Origin of the sequence: Mycobacterium arosiense ATCC BAA-1401 = DSM 45069, from assembly GCF_002086125.1 — a bacterium.
Lineage (GTDB): Bacteria > Actinomycetota > Actinomycetes > Mycobacteriales > Mycobacteriaceae > Mycobacterium > Mycobacterium arosiense.
Map to the genome: position 1 here is coordinate 33457 of NZ_MVHG01000008.1, position 13780 is coordinate 47236.

Genomic DNA, 13780 nt, shown 5'->3' on the forward strand with positions numbered 1-13780 from the left:
CGTCAGAAGACGTAGTCCAGGCGAGTCATCATTCCCGCGACCTGGTGATAAGTGTTGTGGCAGTGCATCGCCCAGGTGCCGGGATTGTCGGCGACGAGCACCGCGACGAGCTTCTGCGTGGGCAGCACCATGACGGTGTCCTTGCGGGCGCCCGGGCTTCCGTCGGCCTTGATCACCTGGAAGGTGTGCCCGTGCAGGTGGATCGGGTGATACATCGTGGTCGTGTTTTCAAACGTGATGGTCGGCCGTTGGCCCTGTTGAACGCGCAGCCGATTCGTCTTGCCGTAGGGCTGACCGTTGATCGTCCAATCGTATCGCGCCATGTTGCCGCCGAGGACCACGTGCAGATTGAGGCCGGGGTCGGGGCGGCCCAGGTTGACCGGCGTTGTGGCGGTGAACATCTCGACGGTGCCCACCCGCTTGGTGAGTTCGTCCGGCCGGAACTGCGGGTCGGGCGCGTTACCCGCGCCGGTGGACAGGAGTGCGCGGGCCAGGCCGTTCTTGCCTTCGGCGACCGCAACCAATGGGAAGACGCCGTCCGCGGCCGTCACGATGACGTCGTAACGCTCGGCCATGCCGATCAGCAGGGCGTCGACCTGGGCGGGTACCACGGGGTAGCCGTCGGTGTGGGTCACCGTCATCGCGTGACCCGCCAGCGCCACCCGGAACGTGGTGTCGGAGGCGGTGTTGATGAGGCGAATGCGGATCCGCTGGCCGGGCTTGGCATTAAAGGTCATGGGTGAGGAAGGGATTCGCCCGTTGGCCAGATAGTACGGGTAGACGATATCTCCGGCGTCGCCTCCGAGGAGGTCGCTGGTGCCAACGGCCGCCGGTGGCGGGGGCGCTTCGCTCGTCGAGGTTGTCGGGCTGGTCGACGTCGTCTCCGACGTCGATGCGGGACTTGTTTCGGTCGTCGTCGGGGTTGTCGTTTCGGGCGCGTTCTGCGGCGCCTTCTTCGGGTTGCTCAGTTCGCCGTAAAGCTGCTGGGGACTCTTTCCGGCGCCGTCGGTCCAATCATCGAGGACGACGATCCATTCGCCGTCGTAGTCGGCCTCGGTCGGGTCGTCGACGATGACCGGTAAATAGAGACCGGTGTCCTCGTCCAGGCCGGTGTGCGGATGTGCCCAGTAGCTCCCCGAATTCGGCACCGAGAACCGGTAGGTGAAGTCCTCGCCGGCCGCGATGTTCGGGGTGGCCGGCTCCGCGCCGTCCATGTCGTTGCGCAGGGCGATGCCGTGCCAATGCACCGACGTGGGATGGTCGAGCCGGTTCGACACCGACACCACGACCTCGTCGCCGATGCCGGCGCGAATCACCGGGCCGGGGATGCTGTTGCCGAGGGCCAGCGTGCGGACGACCGGCCCGCCCAGGTCGACCTGGACCACCTGCGCTGTCAGCTCGGCGGTGACGGTGCGGCCGCTATGTGGCCGCGCGGCCTCGGTTTCGGCGATGGCCGTGGACATCCCGGCACTGCCCGACGGCTTCGGCTTGGTTTGACTGCACGCCGTGAGCGCCAACCCGCCGGCGATGCCGGCGGCCATGAAACCGCGCCTGGTGAGCCGGGCCCCGTCGAAGGGCACGCCACTGGAGGGTTGCACGGACAAATTGGCGCTCCTCGTCTATGGCTCGCCCAAACGTTCTGGTGCTTGGATGTTAGGCGGACCGCAACCGCCACCGCTAGGCCTTGCGGCCGTCGCTCGTGCCGCCGGATGTGCCGTGCCAGCAGGCGGACACACCAACCCGACTGCGCTCGAATGCATTTGGTCAGACGGCGGATGCAGGCCGCCCGAGAGTCGAGGAAGAGCACGGCCCTGAGCCTGTCGGTCTGAACGAACCGTGCGTTGCCACCAATGGTTTCAACGCTTGATCGATCCGGACCCGATCGCGGCGGGCTTTCTACTTGGCGGCGCTGGGCGCCTGGGCAGCCAGCCAGTCGCCGAACCTGGTGGGGTAGAGGGTCACTTCTTCGCCCTCGACGGGCACGATCATGCTGTCGTCGAGCACCGCCCCGTAATACTGGGCGTCCGGATCGGTCACCACTTCGCGGGTGTCGCCGATTGCGGTGAACCGGGTCCGGATGAAGTCGTCCATGCCCCGCTTCTCGGGGCCGGCGATATTGATCAGCCCGGCCGGCTCACCGATCGACGCGCGGGTGACCGCCGTGGCCACATCCGCGGCAGCGATGGGCTGAAACGCCCCATGCGGTGCACGAACCGTGTCCCCATCGGCCAGCGAATCAGCAATGCCTCCAACGAATTCGAAGAATTGCGTGGCCCGCACGATCGTGAACGGCCCTCCGGATTCCTTGATCAAATTCTCCTGGGCGATCTTGGCTCGCATGTAGCCACTCGCCGCGGCCCGGTCGGCTCCCACGATCGACAGCGCGACGTGGTGCTGCACTCCGGCGGCACGCTCGGCCTCGAGCAGGTTGCGGGTCGAGGTCGTAAAGAAGTTCAAGACGTCGTCGTCAGCCCAGGACGGGGAGTTGGATACGTCCACCACCGTGTGAACCCCGGCGACAGCGTCGGCGAGACCTTCTCCGGTGATGGTGTCGACCCCCGAGCGAGGCGAGGCCGGAACCGCCACGTGCCCCAGCTCGGTGAGCTGGGTGACTACCTGCGACCCGATCAACCCGCTGCCACCGATTACCAACACCTTCATGGTCACGCCTTCCGAGTTTCCCGATGAACTGGCCTACTCAGCATGGACTAGGCGTCAAGGGACCGGAAGCTTCGACGGCCCGCGGCATATCGAATTCACCGGACTACGCGTGCCGCAGCCGTTAAAGCAGTTGCTTGACTTAATGCGGCATGCGCCCTTAACTCGTCGTGTGGTCAACGAGTTGGACGGCAAGGTCGCCATCGTCACCGGCGGCGCTTCAGGCATCGGTCGCGGTCTCGCGGAGCGGTTTGTGGCCGAGGGCGCGCAGGTCGTTATCGCCGACGTCGAGGTCGAGCGCGGCGAGGCGTTGGCCGCCTCGCTCGGCGGGGCCGCCGCCTTCCGGAAGACCGACGTCTCCGACCCCGAACAGGTGGGTGCGCTGGTATCCGATGCCGTCGAGAAGTTCGGCGGCCTGCACGTCATGGTGAACAACGCCGGGATATCCAGCCCGCTACGGAAGCTGCTCGACGACGACCTCACCGATTTTCACCGGGTGATGGGGGTCAACGTGCTTGGCGTGATGGCGGGTACCCGAGATGCCGCGCGGCACATGGCCGAACATGGCGGCGGATCGATCATCAACATCACCTCGATCGGCGGCATCCAGGCCGGCGGCGGCGTGATGATCTACCGCGCGTCCAAGGCGGCGGTCATCCAGTTCACCAAGGCGGCGGCAATCGAGTTGGCGTATCACGAGATTCGGGTGAACGCGATCGCGCCGGGCAGTATCCCCACGCCCATCTTGGGCAAGTCCGCGGCCGGCATGGACCCGGAGCAGCTGAAGGAATTCGAGGCACGGATCCGCCAGGGCATGCGCGAGGACCGGCCGCTGAAGCGCGAGGGCACGCCCGATGACGTCGCCGAGGCCGCGCTGTATTTCGCCACCGACCGCTCGCGCTATGTCACCGGGACGGTGCTGCCGGTCGACGGCGGGACCGTGGCGGGCAAGCCGATCCGATCCAGAAAACAGAGCTGAGATCCCCGAACGGCCCGAACGTGACGATGCGCCGACAGCAGTGGGCGACGGAGCCGCCCGCCAGTTTAAATCAATCGCTTGACTTAAATTACCGGACGAGGTTGACTGATCCAATGACCACCGTCGGCCGGACCGTTCGCACCGAGCGGGCCAGTTCCACCCAGGAGGCGATCCTGGTGGCGGCCGAGCGCCTGTACGCCGAGCATGGCATGTTCGCGGTGTCCAATCGGCAGGTCAGTGAGGCCGCCGGCCAGGGCAACAACGCCGCCGTCGGCTATCACTTCGGTACCAAGGCCGACCTGGTGCGGGCGATCGAGCGCAAGCACCGCGGGCCCGTCGAGCAGCTGCGCGAACAGATGGTGACCGAGCTGCTCGACACGGACGGCTCGACCGAAATGCGTAACTGGGTGGCCTGTCTGGTGCGTCCGCTCACCGATCACCTGGAGGAGCTCGGAAATCCGACCTGGTATGCGCGTTTTGCGGCCCAGGCGATGACCGACCCCGCCTACTACAACATCATCGTCAAGGGTGCGCTCAGCTCCCCGTCGCTGGTCCAGGTCGTGGAGGGCATCAACCGCTGCCTGCCCGAGCTGCCGGCCGAAGTGCACTTCGATCGCAACATCATGGCTCGAAACCTGTTGATGCACACATGCGCCGACCGTGAACGCGCGCTTGCCGCGGGCGCAGTGACGTCCCATCGTTCATGGCGGGCCGCAGCGTCCGGGCTCATCGACGCGATCGTGGGCCTGTGGCTGGCGCCCGTGACGGCGTACGAGTGAAGGGCGTGCGAATGAAAGTGACTGTCGACCAGAATGTTTGCGCTTCATCGGGGAATTGTGTGATGAATGCGCCCGAAGTGTTCGATCAGCGCGACGACGACGGCGTCGTGGTGCTGCTCAATCCCAATCCCACGCCCGAGCAGGCCGAGGGCGCGCGCCGGGCGGCGGCGGCCTGCCCCGCCCTTGCCATCCACATCGAGGAATGAAGACGATGTCCGACACCCTGACGAGCACCGCGACGGAGCACACCTCCGAGATTCCGGACTACCCGATGGCCAGGGAGCCGCGCTGCCCCTTCGCGCCACCGCCGGACGTCATGGCGCTGGCCGCAGCCCGGCCGCTGTCTCGGGTCCGGATCTGGGACGGCAGCACACCATGGCTCATCACGGGTTACGAGCACGTGCGCGAGCTGTTTTCGGATTCGCGGGTCAGCGTCGACGACCGGCAGCCCGGGTTCCCGCACTGGAACGAAGGCATGCTGTCCACGGTGCACAAGCGGCCGCGGTCGGTCTTCACCTCCGACGGCGAGGAGCACACCCGATTCCGGCGAATGCTGTCCAAGCCGTTCACCTTCAAGCGTGTCGAAGGCCTGCGACCGACCATCCAACGGATCACCGACGAGCACATCGACGCGATACTGGCCGGACCGCGGCCCGCCGACATCGTCACCGCGCTGGCGCTGCCGGTGCCCTCGCTGGTGATCAGCCAGCTGCTGGGCGTTCCCTACGAGGACGCCGACATGTTCCAGCATCACGCCAACGTCGGGCTCGCGCGTTACGCCACCGGTGAGGACACCGTCAAAGGCGCGATGAGCCTGCACAAATACCTCGCTCAGCTGGTCGAGGCCAAGATGGAAAATCCGGCCGAGGACGCGGTTTCCGACCTCGCCGAGCGGGTCAAGGCCGGCGAACTCAGCGTGAAGGAGGCCGCCCAGCTGGGCACCGGCCTGCTGATCGCCGGGCATGAGACCACCTCCAACATGATCGGGCTCGGCGTGCTTGCCCTGCTGGAAAACCCCGACCAGCTGGCCGTCATCCGCGACGCCGAAGATCCGAAGGTCATCGCAAGCGCGGTCGAGGAACTGCTGCGCTATCTGAGCATCATTCAGAATGGTCAGCGCCGCGTCGCGCTCGAAGATATCCACATCGCCGGCGAGACCATCCGTGCCGGGGAGGGCATCATCATCGATCTCGCCCCGGCCAACTGGGATGCGGACGCGTTCGCCGAACCGGACCGGCTTTACCTGCATCGCTCCGGCGCCGACCGCAACGTCGCCTTCGGCTATGGACGGCATCAGTGCGTCGGGCAGCAGTTGGCCCGCGCCGAGCTGCAGATCGTGTTCCACACGCTGGCGCGGCGCATTCCCGCGCTGCGGCTTGCCATTCCGATCGAAGAGGTTCCCTTCAAGGACGACCGACTCGCCTACGGCGTGTACGAACTGCCGGTGACGTGGTAGGCCAGTTCATGACTTGTGAAGAATTTTCGCGGATCCGATTGGAGGGTCAATGATGACGACTCAAGCAAGCACGCCTTATCCACCCGGAGGCTATGGAGCTCCGAAGGACCGGCGTGGTCACGCCGCGGGCAGCGATGTCGGTCTGCCGCAGGGGACCGTGGTCTTCTCCGCCGACAACCACATCTCGCTGGCGGATGACATTTTCTACCAACGCTTCCCGGACGATCTGAAGGATAAGGCGCCGCGGATCTGGTACGAGGACGGCGCCTACCAAGTAGGCCGCAAGGGGCAGTCATTCCTGCCGGGCGACTTCAGCGCCGTGCTCATGCAATACGACGACCTGCCCGGCGCCGCGAGCACCAACATCGAGGCCCGCATCCAGGAGCTGCACGACGACGGCGTCGAGAAGGAATTGGCCTTCCCCAACGCGGTGCTGGCACTGTTTCACTACCCGGACAAGCAGCTTCGCGAGCTCGCCTTTCGCATCTACAACGAATACATCGCCGAGCTGCAGGAGCGCGGAGGCGGCCACTTCTACGGCGCCGGGCTGATCAACTGGTGGGACCCGCAGGGCACCAGGAAGACACTCGAGGAGCTGAAGTCGTTGGGCCTCAAGACCTTCCTGCTGCCGCTCAACCCGGGCAAGGACGACGACGGCAATATCATCGACTACGGCAGCACCGCAATGAAGCCGGTCTGGGACGAGATCGAGGCCGCCGGTCTGCCGGTGACCCACCACATCGGGGAGACCCCGCCGAAAACCCCGTGCCAGTTCAACAGCGTGGTGGTCGGCATGATGATCAACATCGACGGGTTCCGCGAGCAATTCGCCAAGTACCTCTTCACCGGAATTCTCGACGATCATCCCGGGCTGCGGATCGGCTGGTTCGAGGGCGGCATCTCCTGGGTGCCGTGGGCGCTGCAGGACGCCGACCACCTGATGGGCTCGTACCAACACATGTTCAACCGGATCCTCGAGCACGAACCGCGCTACTACTGGGACACGCACATGAGCGCCTCGTTCATGGTCGACCCGCTAGGCCTGCAGCTGATCGATCAGATCGGAGTGGACAAGGTGATGTGGTCCAGCGACTACCCGCACAACGAGAGTACCTACGGCTATTCCGAGAAGTCGCTGAAATCCGTTGTGGACGCGGTTGGTTCGGAGAACGCGGTGAAGATCGTCAGCGACAACGTCACGAAGTTCCTGGGTCTATAGTGACGACCTTCGCGCAACTGGACACCAACACCGGCAATCCACTGGTGATCCCGGAGACCGTCGACCTGGCCCGCCTGCGCCGCGAGACGGGGGCCCGGCTGCGCGCGGCGATGGCCGAGCGCGGTGTCGACGCGATGATCCTGCTGGGCAACAATTCGGTGGTTTATGCGACCGGTGCCAGCTGGCCGCTCGGCGACGCCGGATTGTCCTACGTCGAACGGCCGGTGGCCGTGGTGCTCGCCGACGACGAGTGGCCCCACCTGTTCCTGCCGTTCCGCGAGGGGGCATCGCAGGAGTCGGACTTGCCCGCCGATCACCTGCACGGGCCCGTGTATCTCGAATTCGACGAGGGCGTTCAGCATTTCGCGCGTCAGCTGGCCGATCTCATCCCGACCACGGCGGTAGTCGCGGTCGACGAATTCACCGGCGCCATGTCGCGTGCCGCCCAGGCCTTGTTCCCGGGCGGGGCGCCCGTTGACGCCGCCGCCATCGTGAGCGCCGCCAAGTCGGTGAAAACTCCCGACGAATTGTCGTGCATTCGCACCGCGATCCGGATTACCGACGAGGCGATGGTCGAGGTGCAGAAGAGCCTGGCGCCTGGAATCCGTCAGATCGATTTGTCGGCAAGCTTTTTGCGCCGCGCCTTCGAACTGGGCGCCACGGCCAGCATGCTCGAGCCGATCTGGCAGGTGATGCCGCCCAGCAAGGCCGAGGGCGTGTGGACCACACACGGCGACCTGGCGCTGCCGCTGCTCACCACGGAACGCGAACTTGTCGAGGGCGACGTGCTGTGGACCGACGTCAGCATCACCTATCAGGGCTACTGTTCGGACTTCGGGCGCACCTGGATCGTCGGCCGCGACCCGTCGCCGCGTCAACGGGCGCAGTTCGACAAGTGGTTCGAAATCATGAGCGCGGTGCTGGGTGTCGCCAAGGCCGGTGCCACCGCGGCGGATCTGGGGCGCGCCGCCATCAAGGCCAACGACGGCGGCAAACCTTGGCTGCCGCACTTCTACCTGGGTCACGGAATCGGCGTCAACGCGGCCGAAATGCCGATGATAGGAACCGATCTCGGCCAGGAGTTCGACGAGAATTTCGTCCTGCAATCCGGGATGGTACTGGTGCTGGAGCCCGTCGTGTGGGAGGACGGCACCGGCGGCTATCGCAGCGAAGAGGTCCTGGTGATCACCGAGGAAGGCTGGATCCGTTTGACCGACTACCCCTATGACCCCTATGGCTCCCATGTCAGTTGAAGTTTGCCCCGACGAGCGCACGCTGCGCCTGGGGCGCCGCCAGCGGGCGCTGGACCAGATGGCGGCACACGATCTCGACGTCCTGGTCCTGGGCCGGCAAGCCAATGTCCGGTATGTCACCGGCGCACCGCAGCTGTGGGTTGCCGGCACCCGGCCCTTCGGCCCCACCTGCGTGCTCGTGCGCGAAACCGGCGCCGTTCACCTCCTGAGCACCTGGGACGAGGGCGTTCCGGAAGACATCCCCCACGAAAACCTCTACGGCATCTCGTGGAACCCGATGAACACCATGGCGGCGCTGCAGCGCATCGACGGCGCGGCCGGGGCACGCCGTGTCGGAACCGACGCCCTCTCACCGGTTTTCGCCCAGTTGTTGCCGACCGCATTTCCCAACGCCCAGCTGGTCGACGGCGAGCTGGCCATGCGGGCGGCCCGCCGCATCAAGACGGACGAAGAGATCGCCGCCATCCGGGAATCCGTTGCGGTGGCCGAGTCGGCCCTGGCGGCCGCGGTATCGGAGTTGCGACCGGGGGTGACCGAGCAGGCGCTGGCCGGAGCCTTGCTGGAGGCATCCGCGGCCGGTGGGGTGAGCACCCCGTCGAATCAGGATGTCGCATGGGTGACCTCGCGCACGCATCCATGGCGGCGGGCCGACGACGATGATCGGATTCAAGGCCGCGTTCAGGATGGCGACCTGGTGGCGTTCTCCGCAGGGGTGCTGGCCGGAGGCTACATCGGCGAGGTCGGCCGGACCTGGCCCGCCGACACCAGGCACGCGCCCAACGGTGCCGCCGCTCTGCAGCGGCGCTGGGAGATCCTGTGGGACAGGCTGATCAGTGTCTGCCGGCCCGGCACGGTCGCGTGCGACCTGCTCGCCGCCTACCACGCCGCCGGCGAGCCCGACCCGCCGACGCCGGTGGCCCGCGGCCTGGGCATGGGGTTCGACCCGCCCGTCGTCTCCAAGCACCTGCCCGCTACCGCGGCCGACGAACGCCTGGAGCCCGGGATGGTGCTGGCCGTCACCGGTTATGTATGGGAAGAGGGCATCGGCGCGGTCTTCGGGCGAGAAGCGGTCCTGATCACCGCCGACGGCCCCGACGTGTTGACCGGTAGCCCGTTCTGGCAGTCGTAGCCATGCCCGAGCCCTCGGAGCCCGCGGCCGAAGAGATCGTTCGGTACGACAAGGACGCCACGACGCGGATCGCCACGATAACGTTCGACCGGCCGGACTATCTCAACGCGCCGACGATCGCCGGGCGGGTGCGCTACGCAGACTTGTTGCACCGGGCCAACATCGACGACGACGTCAAGGTCCTGGTGGTCCGCGGTGCCGGCGACGACTTGGGTTCGGGTGCGGATCTCACGGAGGTCATGCGGATGCGCGACGCGGCGGACCAGGGCCCGCGGCTCGCCGAATACCGAATCGGCGCCGACGAAGTCCGATATCCGCCGCAGGGGTCGTTTCGTAACGGCGCCACCCTGGGCCAGTGGTATGCCAACCCGAACTCGGGCATCCGAGGCCTGCAGGACTTCAAAAAGATCAGCATCCTCGAGGCCAAGGGCTACTGCTACGGCTGGCATTTCTACCAGGCCGCCGACGCCGATCTGGTGATCTCGAGCGATGACGCGCTGTTCGGGCACCCGTCGTTCCGGTATTATGGCTGGGGGCCCCGCATGTGGTGGTGGGCGCAGACCATGGGCATCCGGAAGTTTCAGGAGATGGTGTTCACCGGAAGGGCTTTCACCGCCGCGGAGATGTATGACTGCAATTTCCTCAACAGCATCGTGCCTCGGGCTGAACTCGAGGCAGAGGTGGAGAAATACGCACTCGCCTGCGCCACCAATCGCCCCACCGACACGGTCTTCATGCAGAAGGTCTTCTTCGAAATCATGAAGCAGTTCCAGGGCGAATACCTGGGTAGCATGCTCAGCGGCGTATTCGAGTCGATGGGAGGCAGCGTCCGCCCGGACGCCGGCGACGAACTGATGCTCGACGACGCGATGAAGCGGGGCCTGGGTGGCGCAGTCAAGGACAACGACGGCAAGTTCCCCGCCGAATGGCGGCTGAGCAAGAAGGCCCGCAAAGCGGCGCACGCCGACAAGAACAGCAAAGCGGCGCACGCCGACAAGAACAGCAAAGCGAAGAGAAAGAAATAGTGACGCAACCCCGCGTCGAACCGCCGCTCGACGGCTACACCGTGATCGATCTGTCCACCGGTATAGCCGGCGGCTACTGCACCAAGCTGCTCGCCGACAGCGGTGCCCGTGTCGTGAAAGTGGAACCCCCAAAGGGTGACTCGCTGCGCGCATGGTCGGCCTCGGGCGCCACCATCGGCGCCGGCGGTGACGGGGCCCTGTTCAGCTTCCTGGCCGGGGCGAAACACAGCGTCGTGGCCGATTCCGCCACCGTCGACGACGTCGAACTGGTGGACCGGCTGCTGGCCGCCGCGGACGCGGTGGTGTGGTCAGCCGGCTCCGAAGTCGCCGAGCGTGCGGACTTCACGCCGGGCGCCATCCACGCCCGACACCCGCATCTCACGGTCACCTCGATCACCCCGTTCGGCCTGGAGGGCCCGTGGCGTGACCGCGCGGCGACGGAGTTCACCCTGCAGGCGTGGTCGGGAGGAATCGTCGGGTTGGGCCGCGGCGAGCAGGAGCGTCCGCCCGTCTTCGTCGGCGGTCAGGTCGGCGAGTATCTGGCCGGCGTCTACGCAAGCGCGGCCACGTTGGCGTCCCGATGGCGCCGAATCGACGGTGGGGCAGGAGAACTGCTGGACCTGTCGATGCTCGAGACGCAGGTCCTGTGCCTCACCTATTACCCGGTTTCCTACTTCGAAGTGCTCGGGCGGCCGTGGCGGGACATGCGGCGGCCGACCATTCCGGGGGTGGCGCAGGCCCAGGATGGCCTGGTCGATCTCGGGTGTGGGACCGCGCAGCAGTGGTTCGACCTGTGCGCGATGGTGGGCCATCCGGAGTGGATCGATGAGCAATCGCCGCTGTCGATCACCGAGCAGGCGAACATCCACGCCGAGGAGATCTTCGCCTGGCTTGCCGACACCCCGGTCGACGAAATCCGGGAGCTGGCCTCGGCATTCCGTATCCCCAACGCGCCCGTCGCCAACGGTGCCAACGTGACCTCGTTCGATCAGTTCGTGGAACGCGATTCGTTCGTGCGCAACCCCCGCGACGGCTTCCAGCAGCCCAGCCACCCGTATCGCATGCGGCCGGCGCAGTTGCGCCAACCGCAGCCGGCGCCGCGGCTGGGCGAGCACACCGAGCACTACCGCGCCGCGCATCTCCCGGCGCGACCCGCGCCGAGCGGGTCGGCGAAAGCGCTGCCGCTCAGCGGTATTCGGGTGCTGGACATGACGACGTTCTGGGCCGGCCCGTGCTGCACGCATTCGCTGGCCTTGCTCGGCGCAGAAGTCATCCACGTCGAGTCGGCCCGCCGTCCCGACGGCACGCGGATGATCGCCGGCCTACCGATCACCGAGGATCTGTGGTGGGAGAAATCGCCGATCTTCGAGGCCCTCAACACCAACAAGAAGGGCCTGACGCTGGACCTGCAGAGCCCGCGAGGCCGGGAATTGCTGCGCGAGCTCATCGCAACGTCCGACGTGCTCGTGGAGAACTTCACGCCGCGAGTGCTGGACCAGATCGGCCTGGACTTTGCTACCGCTCAATCGGTTCGGCCGGACATCGTGATGGTGCGGATGCCGGGCTTCGGCCTCGAGGGACCGTGGCGTGACAACCCGGCATTCGCCTACGTCATCGAAGCGGCCTCCGGGGTGAGTTGGCTCACCGGCTATCCGGATCGCACGCCGTATGACCCGTATTCGATCGGCGACGCATGCGCGGGTGTGCACGCGCTCAACGCGATACTGCTGGCGCTCGAGCACCGGCGCCGCACCGGCGATGGCGTGTTCGTCGAAGCGGCGATGGTCGATGCCGCGCTCAGCATCGCCGCCGAGCAGGTCATCGAGTACTCGGCATACGGGGCGCTGCTGCAGCGCGCGGGCAACCGGGGACCGACCGCCGTGCCGCAGAACCTTTATCTCAGCGCTGACATCGACGAATTCGGCCGACTCGACAGCTGGGTCGCCATCGCCGTGACCACCGACGAGCAGTGGGGGAATCTGGCCCGGGCGATCGGATCACCTTCTTGGGCAACGGATTCCGCGCTCTCGACCGAGGCGGGGCGGCGCCGGCACCAGGACCGAATCGACCAGCGACTCGCCGCGTGGTGCGAGCGCCGCACCCGCGACGAAATCGTCGCAACCCTGTGGGACGCCGGCGTGCCGGTGGCCAAGGTCATGCAGCCGCACCGGCAACCCGAGCTGGAACAGCTGACCTTCCGGGACTTCTTCGAAGTGGTCGACCATCCGGTTAACGGCCCGGCTAGGCTCAGCACCGTGCCGATTCGATTCTCGACCGGGCCCCACAAGTTCCACACCGCGCATGCGCCGTTGCTGGGGCAGCACAATCACGAGCTGCTGTCCCGGCTGGGCCTGTCCGATTCGGAGATCGCCGACCTGGAAGCCGACGGTGTGATCGGCAGTGTTCCGGCGATGCCCGCGCGGAGCTGATCGACGATGGCCATCGGCCCCTCCAACATTCTGCTCACCGACCGCGTCGCCGTGGTGACCGGTGGGGGCGCTGGCATCGGCCGCGGCATCGCCGCCGGCATGGCCGCATTCGGTGCGCGGGTGGCGATCTGGGAGCGTGACCCGCAGAGCTGTGCGCAGGCGTCCGAAGCCATCGGGGCCCTGGGCATCGCCACCGACGTCCGAGACGGCGGCCAAGTGGACGCCGCCTTCAAGCGCACCAGCGCCGAGCTGGGAACGCCGACGATCCTGGTGAACAACGCCGGCGGGGTGTTCTCCTCGCCCCTGCTGGACACCAGCGAAAACGGCTGGGACGCATTGTATAAGGCGAACCTGCGCCACGTGCTGCTCTGCACCCAGCGAGTTGCCCGGCAGATGGTTACCGCGGGCGTTGGCGGCAGCATCATCTCGGTGACATCGATCGAGGGCGTCCGAGCCGCACCGGGCTACGCCGCCTATGCCGCGGCCAAGGCCGGCGTCATCAACTACACCAAGACCGCGGCCCTGGAATTGGCGCCGCACGGCATCCGGGTCAACGCGATAGCGCCCGACATCACGCTCACCGAAGGCCTGGCCGCACTCAACAGCGACGGCGCCGCGGCGGCCATGGCCGACATCGTGCCGTTGGGGCGTCCCGGCCATGTCGACGAAATCGCTGGCACCGCAGTGTTTCTGGCCTCCGACATGTCGGTCTATATCACCGGTCAGACGCTGCACGTCGACGGCGGCACCCACGCCGCCGGCGGCTGGTATCACGACCCGCAGACCGGTGACTACCGGTTGGGTCCGACGCGCTAGCGGCGGTCGCAAGTGCGGCGAAGCCGGACGCCGGGGC

The 13780-nt window shown here is 66.6% G+C and carries 12 protein-coding genes; 10 read left to right on the plus strand and 2 right to left on the minus strand.

All coding sequences use genetic code 11. From position 1 onward, the window contains the following. Positions 1-2: 2 nt before the first annotated feature. Entirely contained in the window at positions 3-1541 is a 1539-nt protein-coding gene (locus tag BST14_RS05695; protein WP_083063605.1) for a multicopper oxidase family protein, read from the minus strand. 355 nt (positions 1542-1896) lie between these two features. Continuing rightward, a complete protein-coding gene (locus BST14_RS05700; RefSeq protein WP_083063606.1) occupies positions 1897-2661 on the minus strand; it encodes an SDR family oxidoreductase in 765 nt (254 codons plus the stop codon). 169 nt (positions 2662-2830) lie between these two features. On the opposite strand from BST14_RS05700, the gene BST14_RS05705 reads away from it, so the two are divergent. The 10 genes from BST14_RS05705 (at position 2831) to BST14_RS05750 (ending at position 13743) form a co-directional block, all read left to right on the plus strand. Next, positions 2831-3637, plus strand: a complete 807-nt coding sequence (locus BST14_RS05705; protein ID WP_083063607.1) for an SDR family NAD(P)-dependent oxidoreductase — start codon at positions 2831-2833, stop codon at positions 3635-3637. A gap of 113 nt (positions 3638-3750) precedes the next feature. After that, positions 3751-4416: a TetR/AcrR family transcriptional regulator gene (locus tag BST14_RS05710; RefSeq protein WP_083063608.1), complete on the plus strand. Its 666-nt coding sequence runs from the start codon at positions 3751-3753 to the stop codon at positions 4414-4416. 11 nt (positions 4417-4427) lie between these two features. Further along, on the plus strand, positions 4428-4622 hold the full coding sequence (locus BST14_RS05715; RefSeq protein WP_083063683.1) for a ferredoxin: 195 nt from the start codon (positions 4428-4430) through the stop codon (positions 4620-4622). 5 nt (positions 4623-4627) lie between these two features. Further along, entirely contained in the window at positions 4628-5872 is a 1245-nt protein-coding gene (locus BST14_RS05720; protein ID WP_083063684.1) for a cytochrome P450, read from the plus strand. 157 nt (positions 5873-6029) lie between these two features. After that, entirely contained in the window at positions 6030-7091 is a 1062-nt protein-coding gene (locus tag BST14_RS05725) for an amidohydrolase family protein (protein ID WP_211280662.1), read from the plus strand. Next, positions 7091-8344, plus strand: coding sequence for a M24 family metallopeptidase (locus tag BST14_RS05730; RefSeq protein ID WP_083063609.1), 1254 nt, complete (start codon positions 7091-7093; stop codon positions 8342-8344). The genes BST14_RS05725 and BST14_RS05730 overlap by 1 nt, the downstream gene beginning before the upstream one ends. After that, the gene (locus BST14_RS05735; protein ID WP_083063610.1) at positions 8334-9473 is read left to right on the plus strand and encodes a M24 family metallopeptidase; all 1140 of its coding nucleotides are present in this window, start codon (positions 8334-8336) and stop codon (positions 9471-9473) included. The genes BST14_RS05730 and BST14_RS05735 overlap by 11 nt, the downstream gene beginning before the upstream one ends. A gap of 2 nt (positions 9474-9475) precedes the next feature. Beyond that, a complete protein-coding gene (locus BST14_RS05740) occupies positions 9476-10498 on the plus strand; it encodes an enoyl-CoA hydratase/isomerase family protein (RefSeq protein ID WP_083063611.1) in 1023 nt (340 codons plus the stop codon). Next, positions 10498-12927, plus strand: a complete 2430-nt coding sequence (locus BST14_RS05745) for a CaiB/BaiF CoA transferase family protein (RefSeq protein ID WP_245845320.1) — start codon at positions 10498-10500, stop codon at positions 12925-12927. The genes BST14_RS05740 and BST14_RS05745 overlap by 1 nt, the downstream gene beginning before the upstream one ends. A gap of 6 nt (positions 12928-12933) precedes the next feature. Next, positions 12934-13743 carry an SDR family NAD(P)-dependent oxidoreductase gene (locus BST14_RS05750; protein WP_083063613.1) on the plus strand — a complete coding sequence of 270 codons (810 nt, stop codon included), beginning with the start codon at positions 12934-12936 and terminating at the stop codon, positions 13741-13743. Positions 13744-13780: the final 37 nt, after the last annotated feature.